The sequence below is a fragment of the Streptomyces sp. NPDC031426 genome (genome assembly GCF_055581585.1).
Window position 1 is genome coordinate 12,508 of record NZ_JBVIJE010000045.1, and the last position, 24,416, is coordinate 36,923.

At 68.4% G+C, this 24,416-nt stretch carries 19 protein-coding genes; 18 read left to right on the top strand and 1 reads right to left on the bottom strand.

Annotated features, from left to right (window positions below):
- Nucleotides 1-29: 29 nt before the first annotated feature.
- Nucleotides 30-695 (top strand): ATP-dependent Clp protease proteolytic subunit, encoded by a 666-nt coding sequence (locus tag ACZ5NH_RS42525; RefSeq protein ID WP_388634552.1) that lies wholly within the window; start codon nt 30-32, stop codon nt 693-695.
- Nucleotides 696-865: 170 nt separating this feature from the next.
- Nucleotides 866-2,152 carry an ATP-dependent Clp protease ATP-binding subunit ClpX gene (clpX, locus tag ACZ5NH_RS42530; protein WP_069780904.1) on the top strand — a complete coding sequence of 429 codons (1,287 nt, stop codon included), beginning with the start codon at nt 866-868 and terminating at the stop codon, nt 2,150-2,152.
- A 61-nt stretch (nt 2,153-2,213) separates the two neighbouring features.
- On the opposite strand, the gene ACZ5NH_RS42535 is transcribed toward clpX, so the two are convergent.
- On the bottom strand, nt 2,214-3,164 hold the full coding sequence (locus ACZ5NH_RS42535) for a hypothetical protein (protein ID WP_468783467.1): 951 nt from the start codon (nt 3,162-3,164) through the stop codon (nt 2,214-2,216).
- Nucleotides 3,165-3,301: 137 nt separating this feature from the next.
- Between ACZ5NH_RS42535 and ACZ5NH_RS42540 the strand changes: the two genes are divergently transcribed.
- From ACZ5NH_RS42540 to ACZ5NH_RS42615, 16 genes are all read left to right on the top strand, one after another.
- A complete protein-coding gene (locus ACZ5NH_RS42540; protein ID WP_468783469.1) occupies nt 3,302-5,926 on the top strand; it encodes a valine--tRNA ligase in 2,625 nt (874 codons plus the stop codon).
- 53 nt (nt 5,927-5,979) lie between these two features.
- Nucleotides 5,980-7,521 carry a bifunctional tetrahydrofolate synthase/dihydrofolate synthase gene (folC, locus tag ACZ5NH_RS42545; protein WP_468783471.1) on the top strand — a complete coding sequence of 514 codons (1,542 nt, stop codon included), beginning with the start codon at nt 5,980-5,982 and terminating at the stop codon, nt 7,519-7,521.
- Between the two features lie 9 nt (nt 7,522-7,530).
- Nucleotides 7,531-7,893 carry a DUF4233 domain-containing protein gene (locus ACZ5NH_RS42550; RefSeq protein ID WP_388634540.1) on the top strand — a complete coding sequence of 121 codons (363 nt, stop codon included), beginning with the start codon at nt 7,531-7,533 and terminating at the stop codon, nt 7,891-7,893.
- A 67-nt stretch (nt 7,894-7,960) separates the two neighbouring features.
- Entirely contained in the window at nt 7,961-8,374 is a 414-nt protein-coding gene (gene ndk / locus ACZ5NH_RS42555) for a nucleoside-diphosphate kinase (protein ID WP_388634538.1), read from the top strand.
- A gap of 314 nt (nt 8,375-8,688) precedes the next feature.
- Nucleotides 8,689-9,708, top strand: a complete 1,020-nt coding sequence (locus ACZ5NH_RS42560; RefSeq protein WP_020940056.1) for a rod shape-determining protein — start codon at nt 8,689-8,691, stop codon at nt 9,706-9,708.
- A gap of 178 nt (nt 9,709-9,886) precedes the next feature.
- On the top strand, nt 9,887-10,822 hold the full coding sequence (mreC, locus tag ACZ5NH_RS42565; RefSeq protein ID WP_388634534.1) for a rod shape-determining protein MreC: 936 nt from the start codon (nt 9,887-9,889) through the stop codon (nt 10,820-10,822).
- Nucleotides 10,823-10,837: 15 nt separating this feature from the next.
- Complete coding sequence (mreD, locus tag ACZ5NH_RS42570; protein WP_388634531.1) at nt 10,838-11,515, top strand: rod shape-determining protein MreD; 678 nt, start codon at nt 10,838-10,840, stop codon at nt 11,513-11,515.
- Nucleotides 11,516-11,682: 167 nt separating this feature from the next.
- Complete coding sequence (mrdA, locus tag ACZ5NH_RS42575; RefSeq protein WP_468783474.1) at nt 11,683-13,941, top strand: penicillin-binding protein 2; 2,259 nt, start codon at nt 11,683-11,685, stop codon at nt 13,939-13,941.
- A complete protein-coding gene (gene rodA, locus ACZ5NH_RS42580; RefSeq protein WP_388634525.1) occupies nt 13,938-15,134 on the top strand; it encodes a rod shape-determining protein RodA in 1,197 nt (398 codons plus the stop codon). The genes mrdA and rodA overlap by 4 nt, the downstream gene beginning before the upstream one ends.
- 125 nt (nt 15,135-15,259) lie before the next feature.
- The gene (locus ACZ5NH_RS42585) at nt 15,260-16,759 is read left to right on the top strand and encodes a CYTH and CHAD domain-containing protein (RefSeq protein ID WP_468783476.1); all 1,500 of its coding nucleotides are present in this window, start codon (nt 15,260-15,262) and stop codon (nt 16,757-16,759) included.
- 70 nt (nt 16,760-16,829) lie between these two features.
- Complete coding sequence (locus tag ACZ5NH_RS42590; protein ID WP_468783478.1) at nt 16,830-18,791, top strand: TIGR03960 family B12-binding radical SAM protein; 1,962 nt, start codon at nt 16,830-16,832, stop codon at nt 18,789-18,791.
- 763 nt (nt 18,792-19,554) lie between these two features.
- Entirely contained in the window at nt 19,555-20,196 is a 642-nt protein-coding gene (locus tag ACZ5NH_RS42595; RefSeq protein WP_234357544.1) for a trimeric intracellular cation channel family protein, read from the top strand.
- Between the two features lie 52 nt (nt 20,197-20,248).
- A complete protein-coding gene (locus ACZ5NH_RS42600) occupies nt 20,249-21,526 on the top strand; it encodes an amidohydrolase (protein WP_468783480.1) in 1,278 nt (425 codons plus the stop codon).
- 271 nt (nt 21,527-21,797) lie between these two features.
- Nucleotides 21,798-22,370: an NADPH-dependent FMN reductase gene (locus ACZ5NH_RS42605; RefSeq protein ID WP_055703566.1), complete on the top strand. Its 573-nt coding sequence runs from the start codon at nt 21,798-21,800 to the stop codon at nt 22,368-22,370.
- A gap of 190 nt (nt 22,371-22,560) precedes the next feature.
- The gene (locus ACZ5NH_RS42610) at nt 22,561-22,857 is read left to right on the top strand and encodes a hypothetical protein (RefSeq protein ID WP_142218844.1); all 297 of its coding nucleotides are present in this window, start codon (nt 22,561-22,563) and stop codon (nt 22,855-22,857) included.
- Nucleotides 22,858-22,920: 63 nt separating this feature from the next.
- Nucleotides 22,921-24,201 (top strand): threonine/serine exporter family protein, encoded by a 1,281-nt coding sequence (locus ACZ5NH_RS42615; RefSeq protein WP_468783482.1) that lies wholly within the window; start codon nt 22,921-22,923, stop codon nt 24,199-24,201.
- The last annotated feature ends 215 nt before the right edge of the window (nt 24,202-24,416 follow it).

A 24,416-nucleotide genomic window follows, 5' to 3' on the forward strand; every position in this document is an offset into this window, starting at 1 on the left:
CAGAACGCCACCAGGACGGTGAACACCCCATGAGCAACTTCCCCGGCGCCGCCAGCGGCATGTACGAAGGGCCCCGCCCCGACAGCCGCTACGTCATCCCGCGCTTCGTCGAGCGCACCTCCCAGGGCATCCGCGAGTACGACCCGTACGCGAAGCTCTTCGAGGAGCGCGTGATCTTCCTGGGCGTCCAGATCGACGACGCCTCCGCCAACGACGTCATGGCGCAGCTGCTGTGCCTGGAGTCGATGGACCCGGACCGGGACATCTCGATCTACATCAACAGCCCCGGTGGCGACATGACCGCCCTGACGGCGATCTACGACACGATGCAGTTCGTGAAGCCCGACATCCAGACGGTCTGCATGGGCCAGGCGGCCTCCGCGGCGGCCATCCTGCTCGCCGCCGGTACGCCCGGCAAGCGCATGGCCCTGCCGAACTCGCGTGTGCTGATCCATCAGCCGGCGGGCTCCACCGGCCGCGGTCAGCTCTCCGACCTGGAGATCATCGCCAACGAGTTCACCCGGATGCGCGAGCAGCTGGAGGACATGCTGGCCAAGCACTCGAACCAGCCGATCGAGAAGATCCGCGAGGACATCGAGCGCGACAAGATCCTCACGGCCGAGGAGGCGCTGGAGTACGGCCTCGTCGACCAGATCATCTCCACCCGCAAGCTGAACAACGCCACCGTCCGCTGACGCGGCGCGGCATACTCTTTGCCCCTCTTGGCACGGTGCACGTCAAAGTGAACCCTGCCAAGGGGGGCCCGAACACGGGGCCCGGCAAGGTACCGTCGACATAAGGCAGCACCAGGAGCCGCTGGACTCGAAAGTGTCCGGGCGTCTCCCAGGCGAAGGGGAAGCACACCGTGGCACGCATCGGTGACGGCGGCGATCTGCTCAAGTGCTCGTTCTGCGGCAAGAGCCAGAAGCAGGTCAAGAAGCTCATCGCAGGGCCCGGTGTGTACATCTGCGACGAGTGCATCGATCTCTGCAACGAGATCATCGAGGAGGAGCTCGCGGAGACCAGCGAGGTGCGCTGGGAGGAGCTGCCCAAGCCCCGCGAGATCTACGAGTTCCTGGAGGGGTACGTCGTCGGCCAGGAGGCCGCGAAGAAGGCCCTCTCTGTCGCGGTGTACAACCACTACAAGCGGGTCCAGGCGGGCGAGAACGGCGGCGCGAGCGGCCGGGACGACGCCATCGAGCTGGCGAAGTCCAACATCCTGCTGCTGGGCCCCACGGGCTCCGGCAAGACCCTCCTCGCGCAGACCCTGGCACGCATGCTGAACGTGCCGTTCGCGATCGCCGACGCCACCGCGCTCACGGAGGCCGGCTACGTCGGCGAGGACGTGGAGAACATCCTCCTGAAGCTGATCCAGGCGGCGGACTACGACGTCAAGAAGGCCGAGACCGGGATCATCTACATCGACGAGATCGACAAGGTGGCCCGCAAGAGCGAGAACCCGTCGATCACCCGCGACGTATCCGGCGAAGGCGTCCAGCAGGCCCTCCTGAAGATCCTGGAGGGCACCACGGCCTCGGTTCCGCCCCAGGGCGGCCGCAAGCACCCGCACCAGGAGTTCATCCAGATCGACACGACGAACGTCCTGTTCATCGTGGGCGGTGCCTTCGCCGGCCTGGAGAAGATCATCGAGGCCCGCGCGGGTGCCAAGGGCATCGGCTTCGGCGCCACGATCCTCTCCAAGCGCGAGCTGGAGGCGAAGGACGTCTTCGAGGACGTCATGCCGGAGGACCTGGTCAAGTTCGGCATGATCCCCGAGTTCATCGGCCGCCTCCCGGTCATCACGAGCGTCCACAACCTCGACCGCGAGGCGCTCCTCAAGATCCTGGTAGAACCCCGCAACGCCCTGGTCAAGCAGTACCAGCGCCTCTTCGAACTCGACGGCGTGGAGCTGGACTTCGAGCGCGAGGCCCTGGAGGCCATCGCCGACCAGGCCATCCTCCGCCAGACCGGCGCCCGGGGCCTGCGCGCCATCATGGAGGAAGTCCTCCAGGGCGTGATGTACGAGGTCCCGTCCCGCAAGGACGTGGCCCGCGTGGTCATCACGGCGGATGTGGTCCTCTCCAACGTGAACCCGACCCTGATCCCGCGGGATGCGCGGGGGCGGGGCTCGGGGGAGCAGAAGTCGGCGTAGTTCCCCCGGACATGAGGAGGGGCCCCGGTCGACCGACCGGGGCCCCTGAACGTCTGCGGTGTCAGGCCTTCACCCGCACGTCGTTGCGGAGATTCGCGGCCAGCTGGGCGGCGTCCTCCGTCGAGGTGCTCTTCCCCATAGCCATTCCCGCCATGTCGAACGAGATGACGTACGCGACAGTGCTGTGGTCGGCCCATGCACAGACCGGCATCGTGATCGTCTTGCCCGACTCGCTGCTCTCGATGGACTGGCACTTCATGACGCCGTTCGAGAAGCCGGAAGGCGACACCTTCTGCGGGCTGCCGACGAGCTTGCCCTTGGAGGCAGAGGTGTCCTTCTGCGACTCCTGCTTCATCATCGCGAACATCCCGTCGACGACCTTCTCCGGGTCGTCGACCGTGCCGTACACCCCGGAGAAGCTGAGGCTCTTCGCGGTGAAGCCCGAGCCGGAGGTGTAGCCGGCGGTCACGTCCTTCGGGTTCGCGACGCCGAGCGCCTCCGTCTTCTTCAGGTCGTCCTGGCTCATGCCCTGGTCGGAGGAGCCGTCTTCCGACTTCTTGTACGTCCCGTTGACCACCGTCGCCGGAGCGACCAGCTTGTGCGGGCCGTCGTCCGCGACGCTTCCGCTGCCGCCGCTCCCGCCGCCGAGCGCGAAGGCCACGCCCACCGCCACGGCCGCCACCACGGCCACCGCGCCGATGATCAGGCCCGTCTTCTTCTTGCCGCCCGCCGGGGCCGGCGGCTGCGGCATGCCGTAGGGCTGCTGGCCGTACGGGTTCGGCTGCTGCGGCACGCCGCCCTGCTGCGGATAGCCGTAACCCGGCTGCGGCGGAGCCGGAGGTGCCTGCTGGGGGTAGCCGTAGCCGGGCTGCGGGGCCTGCGGCTGCTGGCCGTAGGGGCCGGGCTGACCGTAGGGCCCCGGCTGGCCGTACGGACCAGGCTGCCCCGGCTGGCCGTACGGACCCGGCTGCTGGGGCGGCCCGCCGTACGGGCCCGGCTGGTTGTTGCTCATCTCTGGGTTCCCCTCCAGATGCTTATGTGTTCCTGACATCCTGGACCAGGCCCAGGAATCACACGGCAGCGGGGGGCGCACCGTTACACAACAAACGCGTTTCGGGACCGGCCCGTGACACCTCTAAACTGACCCCCGTGACCGAGAACGCTCAGCAGCAGCCACCCGCGCCCGACTCCGAACTGCCGACCCAGTACGCGCCGGCCGATGTAGAGGGCCCGCTGTACGAGCGCTGGGTAGAGCGCGGTTACTTCGAGGCGGACGCCAAGAGTGACAAGCCGCCGTACACCATCGTCATCCCGCCGCCGAACGTCACGGGCAGCCTCCACCTGGGCCACGCCTTCGAGCACACCCTCATCGACGCGCTGACCCGGCGTAAGCGCATGCAGGGCTACGAGACGCTGTGGCAGCCCGGCATGGACCACGCCGGTATCGCCACGCAGAACGTCGTCGAGCGCGAGCTCGGCAAGGAGGGCAAGTCCCGGCACGACCTCGGCCGTGAGGCGTTCGTCGAGCGCGTCTGGCAGTGGAAGGCCGAGTCCGGCGGCCAGATCAGCGGGCAGATGCGCCGCCTCGGCGACGGCGTCGCGTGGTCGCGTGAGCGGTTCACCATGGACGAGGGCCTGTCCCAGGCCGTCCAGACCATCTTCAAGCGCCTCTACGACGACGAGCTGATCTACCGCGCCGAGCGCATCATCAACTGGTGCCCGCGCTGTCTGACGGCCATCTCGGACATCGAGGTCGAGTACCAGGACGACGACGGCGAGCTGGTCTCCATGAAGTACGGCGAGGGGGACGACACCATCGTCGTCGCCACGACCCGTGCCGAGACGATGCTCGGTGACACCGCCGTCGCCGTCCACCCCGACGACGAGCGCTACCAGCACCTCGTCGGCAAGCTCATCAGGCTCCCGCTGACCGACCGTTCCATCCCGGTCGTCGCCGACACCCACGTCGACCCCGAGTTCGGCACCGGCGCCGTCAAGGTCACCCCGGCCCACGACCCGAACGACTTCGAGATCGGCCAGCGACACGACCTGCCGTCCATCACGATCATGGACGAGCACGCCGTCATCACGGCCCACGGCCCCTTCCAGGGCCTGGACCGGCTGGAGGCCCGCTCGGCGATCGTCGCCGCGCTGCGCGCCGAGGGCCGGATCGTCGCCGAGAAGCGGCCGTACGTCCACTCCGTCGGCCACTGCTCGCGCTGCAAGACCACCATCGAGCCGCGCCTGTCGATGCAGTGGTGGGTCAAGGTCGGCCCGCTGGCGAAGGCCGCCGGCGACGCCGTCCGCGACGGCCGCGTCAAGATCCACCCGCAGGAGATGGAGAAGCGGTACTTCGACTGGGTCGACAACCTCCACGACTGGTGCATCTCGCGTCAGTTGTGGTGGGGCCACCGGATTCCCGTCTGGTACGGCCCGGAGGGTGAAGTCGTCTGCGTCGGCCCGGACGAGGAGCCGCCGACCGGCGAGGGCTGGCACCAGGACACCGACGTCCTCGACACCTGGTTCTCCTCCGGCCTGTGGCCCTTCTCCACCCTCGGCTGGCCCGAACAGACCGAGTCGCTCGCGAAGTTCTACCCGAACTCCGTCCTGGTCACCGGCTACGACATCCTCTTCTTCTGGGTCGCCCGGATGATGATGTTCGGTCTGTACGCGATGGACGGCACCCCGCCGTTCCACACCATCGCCCTGCACGGCATGGTCCGTGACCAGTTCGGCAAGAAGATGTCGAAGTCCTTCGGCAACGCGGTCAACCCGCTGGACTGGATGGACAAGTACGGCAGCGACGCGCTCCGCTTCACCCTGGCCCGCGGCGCCAACCCCGGCGTCGACGTCCCGATCGGCGAGGACTGGGTCCAGGGCTCCCGCAACTTCGCCAACAAGATCTGGAACGCCACCCGTTTCGCCCTGATGAACGGCGCGACGGTGGAGGGCCCGCTGCCGGACCCGGCGAAGATGTCGGCGACCGACCGCTGGATCCTGTCCCGCCTGAACTCGGTCGTGGCCGAAGTCGACGCCCACTACGACGACTTCCAGTTCGCCAAGCTGTCGGACACCCTCTTCCACTTCGCGTGGGACGAGGTCTTCGACTGGTACGTCGAGCTGTCCAAGACGGTCTTCCAGGCGGGCGGCGAGCCGGCCGAGGTCTCCAAGCGAGTCCTCGGCGAGGTCCTGGACGTCACGCTCAAGCTGCTGCACCCGGTCGTCCCCTTCGTCACGGAGACCCTCTGGACGACCCTCACCGGCGGCGAGTCGGTCGTCATCGCGGACTGGCCGAAGGACAGTGGCTTCCGTGACGCATCCGCCGAGCGGGAGATCGAGACCCTCCAGTCGGTCATCACCGAGGTCCGCCGCTTCCGCGCCGACCAGGGCCTGCAGCCGGGCCAGCGCGTCCCGGCCCGCCTGACGCTCGACGGTACGCCCCTCGCCCCGCACGAGGCCGCCATCCGCCAGCTGCTGCGCCTGCAGCCGGAGGGCGACTCCTTCACGGCGACGGCGACCCTCCCGGTCTCCGGCGCCGAGGTCGCGCTCGACCTCTCCGGCACGATCGACGTGGCCGCCGAGCGCAAGCGCCTCGCGAAGGACCTCGCGGCGGCCGAGAAGGAGAAGGCCCAGGCGAACGCCAAACTCGGCAACGAGGCCTTCCTGGCCAAGGCCCCGGAGAACGTGGTGGACAAGATCCGCACGCGCCTCGCCAAGGCCGAGGAGGACATCGCCCGCATCACGGCCCAGCTGGAGAAGCTGCCGCAGGCGTAGCACGGCGACGAAGGCCCCCGGAACTGCACGGTTCCGGGGGCCTTCGCCCACCTATGTCAGTGCCGCTCCGTAGACTGGGCACCGTGAGCGACCCGAACGGCACCGACCAGCCCGATCCCCTCGACAGCTTCGACGAGATCATCGAGGCCGAAACCACCCGCGACCCCGACCTCGCCGTGATCGAGGCGGGCAGCCGCACCCTGCGTACCCAGGGCGGGCAGCCGTACACAGACGTACCCGCGCGGCCCGAGGACCCGGAGGTCGACAAGGCCCTGCGCGAGGTCGAGGCCGAACTGGCCACCCGCTGGGGCGAGACCAAGCTGGAGCCCTCGGTCAGCCGCATCTCCGCGCTGATGGACGTCCTCGGCGAGCCCCAGCGGTCGTACCCCTCGATCCACATCACGGGCACCAACGGCAAGACCTCCACCGCCCGCATGATCGAGGCCCTGCTCGGCGCCTTCGAGCTGCGCACCGGCCGCTACACCAGCCCCCATGTGCAGTCGATCACCGAGCGCATCAGCCTGGACGGCGCCCCGATCCCCGCCGAGCGCTTCATCGAGACGTACCACGACATCAAGCCGTACGTGGAGATGGTGGACGCGCAGCAGGAGTACCGGCTGTCGTTCTTCGAGGTACTCACCGGCATGGCGTACGCCGCCTTCGCGGACGCCCCGGTGGACGTCGCCGTCGTCGAGGTCGGCATGGGCGGCTCCTGGGACGCCACCAACGTCATCGACGGTGACGTCGCCGTGATCACCCCGATCGACCTGGACCACACCGACCGCCTTGGCGAGACGCCCGCGGAGATCGCCGGTGAGAAGGGCGGGATCATCAAGCAGGACGCGACCGTGATCCTGGCCCAGCAGCCGGTGGACGCGGCGCAGGTGCTGCTGAAGAAGGCCGTCGAGGTGGACGCCACCGTGGCCCGGGAGGGCCTGGAGTTCGGGGTCGTCGCCCGGCAGGTGGCCGTCGGCGGGCAGCTGATGACGCTGCGCGGCCTCGGCGGTGAGTACGGCGAGGTGTACCTGCCGCTGCACGGCGCCCACCAGGCGCACAACGCGGCCGTCGCCCTGGCCGCCGTGGAGGCGTTCTTCGGCGTCGGCGCGCAGCGCGCCGAGCCGCTGGACATCGACACCGTCCGCAAGGCCTTCGCGGCGGTGTCCTCGCCGGGCCGCCTGGAGGTCGTACGGCGGTCCCCGACCGTCGTGCTGGACGCCGCGCACAACCCGGCGGGCGCCCGGGTGACCGCGGAGGCGGTGCAGGAGGCGTTCGACTTCAGCCGGCTGATCGGCGTGGTGGGTGCGAGCGGCGACAAGAACGTGCGGGGTCTGCTGGAGGCCTTCGAGCCGATCTTCGCTGAGGTCGTCGTCACGCAGAACTCCAGCCATCGGGCGATGGACGCGGACGAGCTGGCCGCGATCGCCGTCGAGGTGTTCGGCGAGGAGCGGGTGCAGGTCGAGCCGCGGCTGCCGGACGCCCTGGAGGCCGCGATCACGCTGGCCGAGGAGGAGGGCGAGTTCGCCGGCGGCGGCGTCCTGGTCACCGGCTCCGTGATCACTGTCGGCGAGGCCCGGCTGCTGCTGGGGAAAGGCTGAGGACCGTAGATGCGTACGCTCTGTGCGTCGACCCTGATCGGCGAGTTCTTCATCATCGGGTTCGCCGGGCTCGTCGCCATGAAGGACCCCGGTCTGTCCGTCTCCACGGTGTGGCTGGTCAGCGGCGTCGCCATGCTGCTGTGTGTGCTGCTGTGCGGCATGGTGACCCGGCCCGGCGGGGTGGCTCTCGGCTGGGCCCTGCAGCTCGCGTTGATCGCCTCCGGCGTCTTCGTCCCGACCATGTACTTCATGGGTGCGGTGTTCGCGGCGCTGTGGTGGGCGTCGGTGCACTTCGGCAGAAAGGTCGACGAGGCGAAGGCCAGATTCGCCGCCCAGGCGGAGTCCGGTCCCTCTGCACCTGACGCTGTGTGACGGGCGGCCCGACACGCCCTGTAACCTCGTCCCACCACCGCAGACGACCGTCAGAAGGAGTCCTCCCGTGAGCCAGCGCACCCTCGTCCTCCTCAAGCCCGACGCCGTTCGTCGCGGCCTGACCGGCGAGATCATCAGCCGCATCGAGCGCAAGGCCGGCTGGCAGATCACCGCGCTGGAGCTGCGCACCCTGGACCGTGGCACGCTGGAGCAGCACTACGCCGAGCACGTCGGCAAGCCGTTCTACGAGCCGCTGGTCGAGTTCATGTCCTCCGGCCCGGTCGTGGTGCTGATCGTCGAGGGCGAGCGGGTCATCGAGGGCGTGCGCGCGCTCGCCGGCCCGACCGACCCGATCGCCGCCGCGCCCGGTTCCATCCGCGGTGACTTCGGTGTGATCGTCCGCGAGAACCTGATCCACGCCTCCGACTCCGAGGAGTCCGCCGAGCGCGAGGTGAAGATCTTCTTCCCGGGCCGGGCGTGAGTCGCGGCCGTTTGAGTTTTCGGTAATTTTTCTGAGTGGGCGTCAGCTCTGTCCGGTGGCGCCTGACCAGGGGCGGCCGTACATTTCCGGCCGTCCCTTGGCATATGCCTTGCCGTTCGGGGGAACGCGTGCCACCGATGGAGCGTCTCCACAAGCGGGGCGGGCCGCCACATGGTGACAATGGCGGAGACCCTCGCGCAGTGTTCGCGAAGGCGCGTTTACGATGGAAGCCTTCGCGTCACCGCACCCGCCTCGCCGACCTGATATGCCCTCAAAAGCTCGGGAAGGCCAGATGAATCCGGATGGGGAACTCAATGTCGTTCATCGGCCGTGACATGGCTGTCGACCTCGGGACCGCCAACACGCTGGTGTACGTCAGGGGTCGCGGAATCGTACTCAACGAGCCGTCCGTCGTCGCGATCAACACCAACACGGGTGGGATCCTCGCGGTCGGTGCCGAAGCGAAGAAGATGATCGGCCGGACGCCGGGCAACATCGTGGCCGTCCGCCCGCTGAAGGACGGCGTGATCGCCGACTTCGAGATCACCGAGCGAATGCTCCGCTACTTCATCCTGAAGATCCACAAGCGGCGGTATCTCGCCCGCCCGCGGGTCGTCGTCTGTGTGCCCTCGGGCATCACGGGCGTCGAGCGCCGCGCCGTGATCGAGGCGTCCTCCCAGGCGGGTGCGCGCCAGGTGCACATCATCGAGGAGCCCATGGCCGCGGCCATCGGCTCCGGCCTGCCGGTCCACGAGGCCACGGGCAACATGGTGGTGGACATCGGCGGCGGTACCACGGAGGTCGCGGTCATCTCGCTCGGCGGCATCGTCACCGCCCAGTCCATCCGGGTCGCGGGCGACGAGCTGGACAACGCGATCATCCAGTACATCAAGAAGGAGTACAGCCTTCTGCTGGGTGAGCGCACGGCCGAGCAGATCAAGATCACGATCGGTTCGGCGTACGACCTCGACTCCGACGAGCACACCGAAGTCCGCGGCCGGGACCTGGTGTCCGGGCTGCCCAAGACCGTGGTCATCTCGGCCGCCGAGGTCCGCAAGGCGATCGAGGAGCCGGTCAACGCGATCGTGGACGCGGTCAAGACGACCCTCGACAAGTGCCCGCCGGAGCTGTCCGGCGACATCATGGACCGAGGAATCGTTCTGACCGGCGGCGGAGCCCTGCTGCGCGGGCTCGACGAGCGGCTGCGCCGGGAGACCGGCATGCCGATCCACATCGCCGAGGACCCGCTGGACAGCGTGGCGCTCGGTTCCGGCAAGTGCGTCGAGGAGTTCGAGGCGCTGCAGCAGGTCCTGGACGCCCAGCCGCGCAGATGACGTAACTCTTCGATTCCGCCGTACGAGACGTTCTCCTCTCGTGCGGCGGATCGTTGATATAGAGGCATAAGCTCCCACAAATGGGCCCCTCGGGTTTGCGTTTCGCGTATCCCGTCGCGGGACACCGCCCGCCAAGAGGCTCCCGAATTCCTATTGAGGAAGGGCACGGCCGCCGCACGTGAGGGACACGAAAGAGAGCCGGCTGCTCCTGGTCCTGCTGATCGCCATCGCGTTCGCGCTGATCACGGTGGATATCCGCGGAGGCCGGAACTCCCCGGTCGACGGCGCCCGGCAGGCCGCGGCCGCGGTGTTCGGCCCTGTCGAGAACGGCCTGTCCTCCGCGGTCGATCCGGTCGGCAACGCCGTCTCCGCGATCCGCGCCTCCGGCGGCCGGCACGACCGGCTCGCCCTGCTGGAGAAGGAGAACGCGGCCCTCAAGGCGAAACTCGGCAGCGACGACCGCAACCGCAGCCGCCTGAACCAGCTCGACAAGATGCTGAAGATCGCCGGCGAGGGGCAGTACGGCATCAAGGGCGCCCAGGTCATCGCCATAGGAGCGGCCCAGGGCTTCTCCTGGACCATCACCATCGACGCCGGCGCCAACGACGGCATCAAGCGCGACATGACCGTCCTCAACGGCGACGGCCTGGTCGGCCGTGTCACCACGGTCGGCCCGGACACCTCCACCGTGCTGCTCGCCAACGACCCCGACTTCACCGTCGGCACCCGCATGGAGGGCAGCGACGAACTCGGCTTCGCCTCCGGGCAGGGCGACCGTCCGCTGCGCGTGGAACTGCTCAACGGCAAGGCGGAGGTGAAGAAGGGCGAGCGCCTCGTCACCTTCGGCTCGGAGGCCGACCGCCCGTTCGTGCCCGGTGTGCCGGTCGGCGTGGTCTCCCGCGTCGAGCCCTCCAACGGCGGCCTCACCCGCACGATCTATGTCACCCCGTACGTCGGCTTCACCAAGCTCGACATCGTCGGAGTGGTCGTCCAGGCACCGAAGAAGGACCCGCGCGACGAGGTCCTGCCGGCCAAGCCCAAGCCGGTCCCGACGGTGACCGTGACGGTGACCCCGTCGGCCAACGCGAACGACTCGACCGGCCAGCAGCAGTAGGAGCTGACTCTTCCCATGCGCCTCAACCGGATCCTGCTCTCCAGCGCGCTGGTCGTCGTGGCCCTGGTGGTCCAGGTGAGCGTCCTCGCCCGCCTGCATCTGCCGGGCGCCGTCCCCGACCTGCTGCTGCTCACCGTCCTCGGCCTCGCCATGGTGTACGGCCATGTGGGTGGCGCCCTCGTCGGCTTCGGCGCCGGCCTGCTCGCCGACCTGGCCCCGCCCGCCGACCACGCGGCCGGCCGCTACGCCCTCGTGCTCTGCGTCACCGGCTACTTCGCCGGGCTCATCAGACCGGAGAACGGCCGGCTGAAGTCGGCGACCGGCCCGATGGCCGTCGTGGTCGCCGCCGCCATCGGCTCCACGCTGCTGTACGCGGGCGTCGGCGCCCTTGTCGGCGACACGGCCGCCCGCCATGTCGGCCTGCCCGGGCTGCTGTTCTCGGCGGCCCTGTACGACCTGCTGCTCGCCCCGTTCGTGGTCCCCGGGGTCATGTGGCTGGCCCGCCGCGCCGACAACGACCCGCTGACCGAGAGCGGCCCGGCCGCCAAGGCCGGCGACATCTCCGCCGGCTGGCTCTCCTCCGGCACCGGACTGCGCATCGGCAGCCAGCGCGGCGGCCTCGGCGCGCTGAAGGCCAAGGCGCGCACCCGCTCCACGCGGGTCGGCCGGATCAAGGGGGTCAAGCGGCTGTGAGAGCGAGTCAGGCGGCCGGGGACTTGGCGGAGTTCACCCGAACGGGTCAGCCTTCGTGGAACGCGGGTTCACAGGCTGGTCGTTCATCATTCGTACGCGCGCAGCCGGTGCGCACACCCGCACCGCTCGCACAGACGCCCGCGCACTGAGAGGGGGAGACAGCCGCAGTGACCAACATCCCCGAGACCGGTCGGACCCCGCGGGTCCAGATCCGGCTCGTCGTGATCCAGATCCTCGTCCTCTCCCTGCTCGGCACGCTCGGCGGCCGACTGTGGTACCTGCAGATCCGTGAGGGCGCCCAGTACCAGAAGGAGGCGTCCGGCAACCACGTCCAGCAGGTCGTCGAGCCCGCCGTGCGCGGCGACATCCTGGACGCCCGCGGGGTGCCCCTCGCGGACAACGAGACCCGCCTGGTCGTCTCCGCCTCCCGCACCGACCTGCTCAAGCAGAAGGACGACGGCAAGGCGGTCCTCACCAAGCTGGCAGGCGTCCTCGGCGTGAAGCCCGAGGAGGTCATCCAGAAGGTCCGGCTGTGCGACGCCAAGACCCCGAAGCCGTGCTGGAACGGCTCGCCGTACCAGCCGATCCCGATCACCGACAAGGCGACGCCCAAGCAGGCCCTGCAGATCCGTGAACGTGCCGAGGACTTCCCCGGCATCACCGCCGAGCCCGAGGCCGTGCGCCGCTACCCGGGCCCGGGCGGCTCCAACTCCGCGCAGGTCCTCGGCTATCTCTCGCCCGTCACCGACGCCGAGATCCAGAAGGCCAAGGACACCGACTCGCCCTATCTGCGCTCCGACATGGTCGGCCGCTCCGGCCTGGAGCGGGAGTACGACAAGGAGCTGCGCGGCAAGGCCGGCGTCACCCGTTACGAGGTGGACAACCTCGGCCGCGTCATCGGCAAGGCCAAGTCGGACGCCGCCGAGTCCGGCTCGAACCTGGTCACCAGCATCGACTCCCGGGTCCAGCGCGTCGCGGAGTACGAACTGGACAAGGCGATGAAGGCCGCCCGCCAGCAGTTCGACAAGAACACCGGCGAGAACTTCAAGGCCGACTCCGGCGCCGTCGTCGTCATGGAGGCCAAGACCGGCCGGATCGTCGCGATGGCCTCGGCCCCGACCTACGACCCGAACGTCTGGGTGGGCGGCATCTCCGCCAAGGACTACAAGGCCCTCACCGGCAAGGACTCCGACTACCCGCTGCTGAATCGGGCCATCCAGGGTCAGGCGGCCCCCGGTTCGACGTTCAAGGTGGTCTCCACGGCCGCCGCGGTCCAGGCCGGCTACGCCTGGGACGGCGGCTACCCCTGCACCAGCTCCTACTCGGTCGGCGGCCAGGTCTTCAAGAACTTCGAGGGCGAGAACTTCGGCGATATCTCCCTGGGCCGCGCCCTGGAGGTCTCCTGCGACACCGTCTTCTACGGCCTCGGCGACAACGAGTGGAAGAAGGACGGCGGTATCAACCCCAAGAAGGGCCAGCCGAAGGACTGGTTCTTCAAGACCGCCCACCAGTTCGGCCTCGGCAAGGAGACCGGCATCGACCTGCCCAACGAGGTCACCGGCCGCGTCCCCGACCGCCAGTGGAAGCTCGACTACTGGAAGGCCAACAAGGACGCCTGGTGCAAGTCCGGCAAGAAGGACGGCTCGTACGTCGAGAAGATCGCCTACGAGAACTGCCTCGAAGGCAACAAGATGCGCGAGGGTGACGAGATCAACTACTCCATCGGCCAGGGCGACACCCTCGTCACGCCGATCCAGGAGGCCATGATCTACGGCGCCGTCGCCAACGGCGGCAGCGAGTACACCCCGACCATCGGCAAGGCGATCATCAGCGCCGACGGCAAGAGCGTCCAGGAGATCAAGCCCAAGGTGCAGCGCAAGCTGCCGGTCAGCCAGGCCACCCTCAAGGGCATGGACGACGCCTTCGCGGGCGTCATCACCCGCGGTACGGCCGCGTGGAAGTTCAACGGATGGCCGCAGGACAAGATCCCGCTGCACGGCAAGACCGGTACCGCCGAGGTCTACGGCAAGCAGACCACCGGCTGGCTGGCCACGTACTCCAAGGACTACTCGGTGATCATGACGATCTCCCAGGCCGGTACGGGTTCCGGTTCCTCCGGTGAGGCCGTGCGCAACATCTACAGCGCGCTCTACGGCGTCCAGGGCGACGGCTCCATCGACAACAAGAAGGCGCTGCTGCCCGAGCCGCAGAAGGGCCTGCCGAAGGTCCGCACGGACGGCACGATCGACGCCCCGAAGATCAACGGCGACCCGGCGAAGGACGCCGAGGCCTCCCAGCAGAACAACCCCAGCAACGGCAGCGACCAGCAGCCCGCCAGCTCGCCCTCGCCCACCGCGGGCAACCGCAACACCCGCAGGCGACCACGCAGGACCCCCGGGCGGGGAAGCCGGAGGATGCCCTCATGACCGGCGCGAACGGCTTCTCCGTCTCCGGGTACGGCCCCGAGCGGGCCGGCTGGACCAGGATCCTCGCCCGTGACTCGCTGGCCCGCAGGCTCGACTGGCCGATACTGCTGGCCGCCGTCGCGCTGTCCCTGATCGGGTCCGCGCTGGTGTTCTCGGCGACCCGCAAGCGCACCGAGATCAACCAGGGCGACCCGTACTTCTTCCTGGAACGGCACCTGATGAACCTCGGCATCGGGTTCGCCCTCATGATCGGCACGCTCTGGCTGGGCCACCGCGCCCTGCGCAACGCCGTGCCGATCCTCTACGGCCTGTCGGTCCTGCTGGCCCTGGTGGTCCTGACCCCGCTCGGCGCCACCATCAACGGTCAGCGCAACTGGCTCGTGATCGGCGGCTTCTCGCTCCAGCCCGCCGAGTTCCTCAAGGTGGCGATCATCCTGGGCATGGCGATGATGCTCGCGGCCCGGGTGGACGCGGGCGACAAGCTGTACCCGGACCACCGGACCGTGGCGCAGTCCCTCGGCCTCGCGGCCGTACCGTGCCTGATCCTGCTGCTGATGCCCGACCTCGGCTCGGTGCTCGCCATGGTGGCCATCATCCTGGGCGTGCTGCTCGCCTCCGGCGCCTCCAACCGCTGGATCTTCGGCCTGCTCATCCTGGGCGTGATCGGCTGTGTCGCCATCTGGCAGCTGCACATCCTGGACCAGTACCAGATCAACCGCTTCGCCGCGTTCGCCAACCCGGACCTGGACCCGGCGGGCGTCGGCTACAACACCAACCAGGCCCGGATCGCCATCGGCTCCGGCGGCCTGACCGGGGCCGGTCTCTTCCACGGCTCGCAGACCACCGGCCAGTTCGTGCCCGAGCAGCAGACGGACTTCGTCTTCACGGTCGCGGGGGAGGAACTGGGCTTCCTCGGCGCCGGCCTCATTATCTTCCTGCTCGGCGTGGTGCTGTGGCGGGCCTGCCGCATCGCCCGCGACTCCACCGAGCTGTACGGGACGATCGTGGCCGCGGGGATCGTCGCCTGGTTCGCCTTCCAGTCCTTCGAGAACATCGGCATGACCCTCGGCATCATGCCGGTCACCGGCCTCCCGCTGCCGTTCGTGTCGTACGGCGGCTCGTCGATGTTCGCGATCTGGGTGGCCGTGGGACTGTTGCAGTCGATCAAGGTCCAAAGACCCATGTCGGCGTAGGCCTCCGGCGATCGGGCGGGGGCCTACGCGGGCGCGCCGTTCACCGGGCGGGTGACGGGAGTCTTCCGGCCATTCACCCGGGACTGCCCCTGCCGCACGACCCCGCGGACAACTAGATTCGATCCATGGCGGATGCGAAACGCGAGATCGAGCGCAAGTACGAGTCCGACGACAGCGGGCTGCCCGACCTGACCGGCGTCGACGGAGTGGCGGCCGTCCTGGACAAGGGCCTGGTGGAGCTCGACGCCACCTACTACGACACCGCCGACGAGCGCCTGGCCGCCGCAGCCCTCACCCTGCGCCGCCGCACCGGAGGCTCGGACGCCGGCTGGCATCTGAAGTTCCCGGTAGAACCGGGCGTACGGGACGAGATCCGGGCCCCGCTCTCCGACACCGTCCCGGAGGAGATCGCCGCCCTGGTCCGCTCCCGGGTCCGGGACGCCGAACTGGTCCCGCTGGTCCGGCTGCGCTCCGCCCGGGATGTGCGTCACCTGGTCGACGCCGACGGCACCCTGCTGGCCGAGGTGAGCATCGACGCCGTGACCGCCGAGCGGCTCGCGAAGAAGGGCGGGGCCGCCCAGTGGACCGAGATCGAGGTGGAACTGGCCGACGACGGGGACCCCGCCTTCCTGGACCTGGTGGAGAAACGGCTGCGCAGGGCGGGCGTCCGGCCCTCCAAGTCGCCGTCGAAGCTCGCCCGGGCCCTGGAGCAGACAGGGGGAAAGCGCCGTAGGACGGGCAAGCCCGCGCCGCCGGTGACGGCCGGCGACCATGTGCTCGCCTATCTGCGTGCCCAGCGGGACGTACTGGTCGAACTCGACCCCGCCGTCCGCCGTGACGTGCCCGACTCCGTGCACCGTATGCGGGTCGCCACCCGCCGCGCCCGCAGCACCCTGCGCAGCTTCCGCTCCGTCCTCGACCGCGCCGTCACCGACCCCATCGCGGTCGAGCTGAAGTGGCTCGCGGGCGAGCTGGGCGTGGACCGCGACCAGGAAGTGATGGCCGAACGCCTGACGGCCGCCCTGGACGCCCTCCCGCCCGACCTGGTCCTCGGCCCGGTTCACGAACGCCTCGCCTCCTGGGCCGAGGCCCGCGGCGGCGGCGCACAGGCCCATCTGACCGGCGTCCTGGACTCCCGCCGCTATCTGACCCTGCTGGACACCCTGGACGCACTCCTCACCGACCCGCCGCTGCGCAAGGCCGCCGGGAAAAAGCCGGAGAAGGTGCTCGCCAAGGTCATGGACAAGGACCTCGCGACCCTGTCCGCCCTGGTCGAGCAGGCCATCGGCGTCCCGCCCGGCAAGGAACGCGACGTCGCCGTGCACGAGGCCCGCAAGAAGGCCAAGCGCACCCGGTACGCGGCCGAGGCGGCCGGCCCGGCCCTCGGCAAACCGGCCCGCTCCCTCACCAAGGCCATGAAGTCCCTGACCACCCTCCTCGGCGACCACCAGGACAGCGTCATGACCCGGCTGACCCTGCGCGAGCTGTCCGCGGTGGCCCACGCGGCGGGGGAGGGCACCTTCACCTACGGGGTGCTGTACGGCCGCGAGGAGGCACGGGCGGCACAGGCGGAGGCGGAGCTGCCGGTGCTGTGGAAGGAGATCAGGTCCGGGGCGGCCGGCTGAGCGTTCGGGGGAGCCCGCCGGGCGGGTTAGGCTTGATGGTCACCCCCGTCAGCTCACGAAGGTTCGCGAGATGCCTGTCGAGTCGGTTTTCCCGCAGCTCGAAGCTCTGCTCCCCCACGTGCAGAAGCCGATCCAGTACGTCGGCGGAGAGCTCAACTCCACCGTCAAGGACTGGGACGAGTGCGACGTCCGCTGGGCGCTCATGTACCCGGACGCGTACGAGGTCGGCCTGCCCAACCAGGGCGTCCAGATCCTCTACGAGGTCCTCAACGAGCAGGAGGGCGTCCTCGCCGAGCGCACCTACAGCGTGTGGCCGGACCTGGAGGCGCTGATGCGCGAGCACGGCGTCCCGCAGTTCACGGTGGACAGCCACCGCCCGGTGAAGGCATTCGACGTGTTCGGCCTCAGCTTCTCCACGGAGCTGGGCTACACCAACATGCTCGCCGCCCTGGACCTGGCCGGAATCCCCCTGGAGTCCAAGGACCGCACGGACGACGACCCGATCGTCCTGGCCGGCGGCCACGCGGCGTTCAACCCCGAGCCGATCGCCGACTTCATCGACGCGGCGGTCATCGGCGACGGCGAGCAGGCCGTGCTCGACATGACCCGGATCATCCGCGAGTGGAAGGCCGAGGGCCGCCCCGGCGGCCGCGAGGAGGCCCTGTTCCGCCTGGCCAGGACGGGCGGGGTGTACGTCCCGGCGTTCTATGACGTCGAGTACCTGCCGGACGGCCGTATCGCCCGCGTGGTCCCGAACAAGAGCGGTGTCCCCTGGCGCGTGTCCAAGCACACGGTCATGGACCTGGACGAGTGGCCGTACCCCAAGCAGCCCCTCGTCCCCCTGGCCGAGACGGTCCACGAACGCATGTCGGTGGAGATCTTCCGCGGCTGCACCCGCGGCTGCCGCTTCTGCCAGGCCGGCATGATCACCCGCCCGGTGCGCGAACGCTCGATCACGGGCATCGGCGAAATGGTCGACAAGGGCCTCAAGGCGACCGGCTTCGAGGAGGTGGGCCTGCTCTCCCTCTCCTCCGCGGACCACTCGGAGATCGGCGACATCGCCAAGGGCCTGGCCGACCGCTACGAGGACGACAAGATCGGCCTCTCCCTGCCCTCCACCCGCGTGGACGCCTTCAACATCGACCTGGCGAACGAACTGACCCGCAACGGCCGCCGTTCGGGCCTCACCTTCGCCCCGGAGGGCGGCTCGGAACGCATCCGCAAGGTCATCAACAAGATGGTCTCGGAGGACGACCTGATCCGCACGGTCGCCACGGCCTACGGCAACGGCTGGCGCCAGGTGAAGCTGTACTTCATGTGCGGCCTGCCGACGGAGACCGACGACGACGTCCTCCAGATCGCCGACATGGCGACCCACGTCATCCAGAAGGGCCGCGAGGTCTCGGGCTCGAACGACATCCGCTGCACGGTCTCGATCGGCGGCTTCGTCCCGAAGCCCCACACCCCCTTCCAGTGGGCCCCGCAGCTGAGCGCGGAGGAGACGGACGCCCGGCTCGCGAAGCTCCGCGACAAGATCCGAGGCGACAAGAAGTACGGCCGCTCGATCGGCTTCCGCTACCACGACGGCAAGCCGGGCATCGTCGAGGGCCTCCTCTCCCGCGGCGACCGCCGCATCGGCGCCGTCATCCGCGCGGTGTACGACGACGGCGGCCGCTTCGACGGCTGGCGCGAGCACTTCTCCTACGACCGCTGGATGGCCTGCGCCGACAAGGCGCTCGCGCCCTTCGGTGTGGACGTCGACTGGTACACCACCCGCGAGCGCACCTATGAGGAGGTCCTGCCCTGGGACCACCTCGACTCCGGCCTGGACAAGGACTGGCTCTGGGAGGACTGGCAGGACGCCCTCGACGAAACGGAGGTCGAGGACTGCCGCTGGACACCCTGCTTCGACTGCGGCGTGTGCCCGCAGATGGATACGGCCATACAAATCGGCCCCACCGGCAAGAAGTTGCTGCCCTTGACGGTCAAAAACGCAGGTCCGACGCCGGCTTCGAGTGGTCACGCGCACTGAGGTGGGCGAGGCACTCGATCGGGTGATGGAGGCGCTGGCGGGGGCGGGTGAGGACGAGGTGGCGGCTGCGCTGGCTGCGGCCGGCGCTTCGGTCCCTCGCCCGTCGGCGCGGTCGGCGCCCTCCCGGACGCGGCTGCCAGGCCCCGAAGCTTCGCCGCGCATCTTTTCCGAAGTTGAGTGGGTTTGAGGTCCGTACCAGCTTGTGCGTGACTGCGTGGCTCCGCGAACCTCCGCCGGGCTGCCCGGCAACTGCGCGCTGGAGGTCTCGTGGGCGGGTTGCTGAAGCTGGCCAAGCTCGGCAAAGCCGAGGAGCCAAGCAGGAGACGGGATACCCGTCGAGGAGAACTCGCAGGCGGTCATCCTCGTCTCGGCGATGACACCGGGGCGGTCCTCGAACGTGACCGGCATGCCGCCGTGCACGGTCAGTCCGTAGTTGGTGCGGATGCACTCGTTTGAGGGGCCTGCTGGAAGCTCACTCGGTCTGTTGGGCCGTCCGGGGTGCCTGGTGCGGAAATGATGGCCGCCAGTTGAAACCGGTCACCCCCTGCTCGGGGGTGGTCCACCTCTGCTCAATCGATCTACCCACCCATACGGCACCTGACCTGCGAGCGGACGCCCACAGTCGCAGTCCGGCTGGCCAGTGGTTGGAGAAGTTGCCTCGCATGCCATGCCCGGCGGGCACGTAGCGCCTTTGGCTGCTTCGATGGCGGAAGCGTGAAGGGAGACGCTGGTGTCTGTGGCCCGGTCGCTGTCGCCTGAAAGCGTGACCGAGCTGACCCGGGCGCTGGACCTGAGCGGGGTGTTCGCCAACGGCACGCTCGGCGGGGTGCTGGCCCGGGCCAGTCGTCTGGATCTGTTCGGCTTCCTGGTCATCGGCATCGTCTCCGGCCTGGGCGGTGGAATCCTCCGCGACACCCTGTTGCAGCACGGCACGCCCGTGGCCTTGACCGACTACACCTATCTCACGGTAGCCACTGCAGGCACCCTGCTGGCTTTCGTAGCCGATCTGAGCCGCCACACGTCCGGTTGGGCCTTTAATTTCCTGGATGCCGCGGCGCTGAGCGTCTGGGCGGTCGCCGGGGCGCAGAAGACCCTCGCTGTCGGCCTGGGCTGGCTGCCGGCCGTGCTGCTGGGCACCATCACAGCGGTCGGCGGCGGGGCGATCCGGGACCTGCTGCTCGCGCGGACCCCTTCCATCTTCGGCGGCACCCCGTTGTACGCGACCGTCGCGATCGTGGTGAGCGGGGTGATGGTCCTCTGCAGCCGGCTCGGCGCACCCACCGCAGGCGTCCTCGCCGGAATCACGGTCGGTATCTCGCTGCGGCTGGCCGCGTCCACCTGGGGCTGGAAGCTGCCAGGCAGCCGCGACTGGCGGCCGGGGTCGTCCAAGGACCGGGATCCCTGAGGTGAACGGGCGCTGCGATCACCCACCGAGAGGGAGGAAGGAGTGCACGGCCATGACGCTCAAGGACACCGCGGATGCTGTCCTGGCCGGGCTCGGTGACATCCGCTCCGAGCTCGAAGAGGTCTACAAGGATCTGCACGCCCACCCCGAGCTGGGACACCAGGAGCACCGCACCGCGGCCCGGGTGGCGGAACGCCTGAGAAACTGCGGCTACCAGGTGCACGAGGGGATCGGCGGCACCGGTGTGATCGGTGTCCTGGCCAACGGAGAGGGCCCGACCGTATTGCTGCGAGCCGACATGGACGCTCTGCCGGTCCTTGAGGAGACCGGTCTGCATTACGCCAGCACGGCTGAAGCCATGGACGCTTCCGGTCGGCCGGTGCCCGTGGCGCATGCCTGCGGTCACGACATACACGTCGCCTGTCTGTTGGGGGCCGCGCGGCTCATGGCTGCCGCGCCGGGAGCGTGGCAGGGCACGCTGGTCGCGTTGTTCCAGCCTGCCGAGGAGCCGGGGGACGGTGCTGACCGGATGCTCGCCGACGGGCTGACCGACTGTATTCCTCGCCCTGACGTCGGCTACGCCCAGCACGTGCTTCCATATCCGGCAGGGCAGGTCGGCACCCGCGCGGGATCCTTTCTCTCCGCGGCGGACAATGTGAAGATCACTGTCCATGGCCGGGGCGCTCACGGCTCGGCACCGCAGGCCGCCATCGACCCGGTGGTGATTGCCGCGATGATCGTCGTGCGACTCCAGACGATCGTCTCGCGTGAGTTGGCCGCCACCCAGCCGGTAGTGGTCACGGTGGGCTCCGTCCAGGCGGGCTCAAGCGGCAACGTGATCCCGGAGTCGGCCGAACTGCTGGTGAACGTGCGCACATACGACGACGAGACCCGGCGGGCCGTCCTGGCAGCCGTGCGGCGCATCGTCCATGCCGAGTGTGACGCCTCCGGGGCGACTCGCGCGCCGCAGATCGAGGAGGGCACCCGCTTTCCGCCGACCGTCAACGACGACGTGGTGACCTGCGAGGTCTCCGCCGCTTTCGCCGCGATGTTCGGGGAGCGCGCGGTCACTGTCGAGCTGCAGAGCGCCAGCGAGGACTTCAGCCGGATTCCGGATGCCTTCGGCACCCCGTATACCTACTGGGCCCTGGGCGGCGTCGATCCGGACTCCTACCGGGCCGCTTTGCAACGCGGCACCGTGGCCCAGGACATCCCGGTCAACCACAGCCCCCGCTTCGCGCCGGTCCTGCAGCCCACACTGGACACCGGCGTCCAGGCCCTGGTCACAGCCGCACTCACCCGCCTCGGGAAACCGACTCGCAAGAGTTGATGAGCTTCCGGCCGGCTCGCCTCTGATGCCGCAACACAGCAGCAATCGACCGCCTCGGCAGCGCCCGCGCAGCTTGCACGGTTGTGTTCGCGGCGCCCACTGTCTCGGCGCCGAGAATGCGGGCGGGCCGCGGGGGACGCACGCAGTCACCTGCATGGACCTGTCAGCACGCACTCCGCTCCCGACCGTGGTTTCGTTCGTTGCACAACTTCCTGCCCGCCCGAGCGGGCGATACGAAAGAACGTAATACGCGCATTGAATCGAGGAACCGATGACTACGTACCGGGTCGGCTACTTCGTGGGAAGTCTGGCGACTCACTCCATCAATCGGACGCTCTCGAAGGCTCTGATCCGACTGGCCCCGGCTGATTTGGAGTTCTTTGAGATTCCGATTAAGGATCTTCCCCTCTATAGTTATGACTACGACAGCGACTATCCTGCCGAGGGTAAGGCGCTCAAGGATGCCATCGCCTCCGCTGACGCCCTCCTATTTGTGACCCCTGAGTATAATCGATCCATTCCGGGCGCCCTTAAAAACGCCATCGACTGGGCCAGTCGCCCTTGGGGGAGCAACTCATTCGCGCATAAACCCTCGGCTGTGATCGGGGCGTCCCCGGGTGCCCTCGGTACTGCCCTCGCTCAGCAGAGTCTGCGCGGTGTCCTAAGCTTCTGTGACTCGCCGCAAATGAATGCGCCGGAGGCCTATGTCAGATTCAAGCCCGATGTTTTCACCAGCAACGGCGAAGTCGTCGACGAGCATACCGAACGTTTCCTCCGAGACTTCATGGAGGAATTCCGGGATCACGTTGTCCGGGTTCTCACGGTGCTCCCGCGAAAGCCCTGAGGCGTGCAGATTTGAGTTCGTTACGATCGGTAAGAGGCAACACGAAGGGGTTAATGTGGGTCGGCCAAGGACCAACGAAGAGCGATTCTACCTGTATCCCATGAAACGTGTAGCTGCCGTTCTGGATAACGAAGAACGGTATGCGGCTACCTGTGATCACTTGGAACAAGCTGGAATCAACCTGTCTGACGTGAACGTGCTGAAGGGGCCGGAAGGGCAGCGACTTCTGGACAGCAAGGGAACCTCTCACGGGCTTCTCGGCCGCTTCACGCGCTGGCTGCAGCACGGGGGCTACGAAAGTGAAACGCTCGCGGCCCATTCTGCTGCCTTAAGCCAGGATAAATGGCTGATCTTCGTCCCGGTGCGCGGCAAGGACCAGGCCAGGCAGACGGTGGAGATCCTCCGATCACACGGAGGCAGCGAAATTTTCCACTTCCGCCGATGGGCAGTGCAATTCTTTCCCCCGAACTATCGATTGAAGCCGTAAGGGACTACGACGCCTTTCGCGCCCTGCACCCTGGTGTTCCCGGCGCTGGCAAAGGAGGCGGACATGGGGCATGCGGCCGCCGGCCTGGACGATCTGACCGCCTTTCTGGCCCGCCTCACCGCCTTGCTGCTGCGTTCTTCCGGTGAGGGCGCCTACTCCATCGAGCGAGCTGTGGGCACCAGCGCTCAGGCCTTCGGAGGCCAGGCGTCCGTAGTCCTCGTGCCCGAAGCGGCCGTGCTCTCGATCGTCGCGGCCGACGGCGGGATGCGCACGGTCTGTGTGCACGGCTTCCCGGAGGTGTCCCGGCTCGATCAAGCCGCGGCACTCAAGCCCTTCCTGGCCGACGTAAAGACGGGCCAGCTCGGGGTAGCCGAAGCCAGCCGCAGGCTGGCATGCATCGAAGCCGCACCGCCGCCGTACCCCTGGTGGCTTAAGTTCCTCGGCGTTCTGCTGTTCTCCCTGGGCTTCGCCCCGCTGGTCCAGCCCACCTGGTACGAGATCACCACCACAGCCGTCCTGGGCGTGATCGCCGCGGCACTCGTGGTCGCCGCCGACCATGCGCCGCGACTGTCCAAAATTCTCCCCCTGGTGGTCTCGGCCGTCGTCTCCGTCGTCACCATTGAAGTGTTTGCCGGCGATCCGGCACACGGCGGCCCGGTCCTGTTGATGCTCCCGGCGCTGTTCTACTTCGTGCCCGGTGACTTCCTGAGCGCATCGACCACCGAGCTGGCCGTCGGCCTCATCACCACCGGCGCGATCCGGCTCGTCTACTCCATATTCCTGCTCGTCCAGCTCTACCTTGGCGTTCTGATGGGCATATTTGTCACCGGAACCCCCCTCAACGCCCTCTTCGACACCGCCGCCAGAGCCGACCTACCCAAGTGGGCACTGATCCTGGGCGGGATCGCCTTCACCGGCGGCACGGTCCTGGCCTTCGCAATTCCGCACCGCTTCTTCGGGACTCTCCTCGTGCTGGTTTACGCCACCGTCGGGGCGCAGTCACTGTTCACCAAGCTGATTCGGGAGACCGGCGGCACATTCGTCGCTGCCGTGCTGCTGGCCGCCGCAGCCAATCTGCTGGACCGCAACCCCGCCTGCCCACCTCGATTGATCCTCATCCTTCCTGGCTTCTTCACCCTCACCGTCGGCTCGCTGGGCCTGCGCGGCCTGACCACCCTGGCCGGGGGCTACGTCATCGAAGGCTTCCAGGACCTGCAGAAACTCATCACGATCGTCACCGCCATCGCCATCGGACTGGTCGTCGGCATGGCACTCACGCATGCCCGCACCACAACGCGGCCGACACCTGCCGATGCCCCCTCGACGTCCCAGCGGTCGCCCTGACCATGTTTTCGCCGCACCGCCCACGGCAACTCATGGCTAGATTGTGGACAGTGGCGCCTGCGTCCTGGCCAGCCGTGCGACCGTTTCACCGTTCAGCGAGGAAGCCGTCGAGTACGCATAAGACGGTGTCCTATGTGGTGATGCGGAGGAGTCGCTTGTAGCAGCACAGTGCTGCGGCGAGGCCGAGAAAGGCGAGGTAGTTGCGGGAGTGGCGT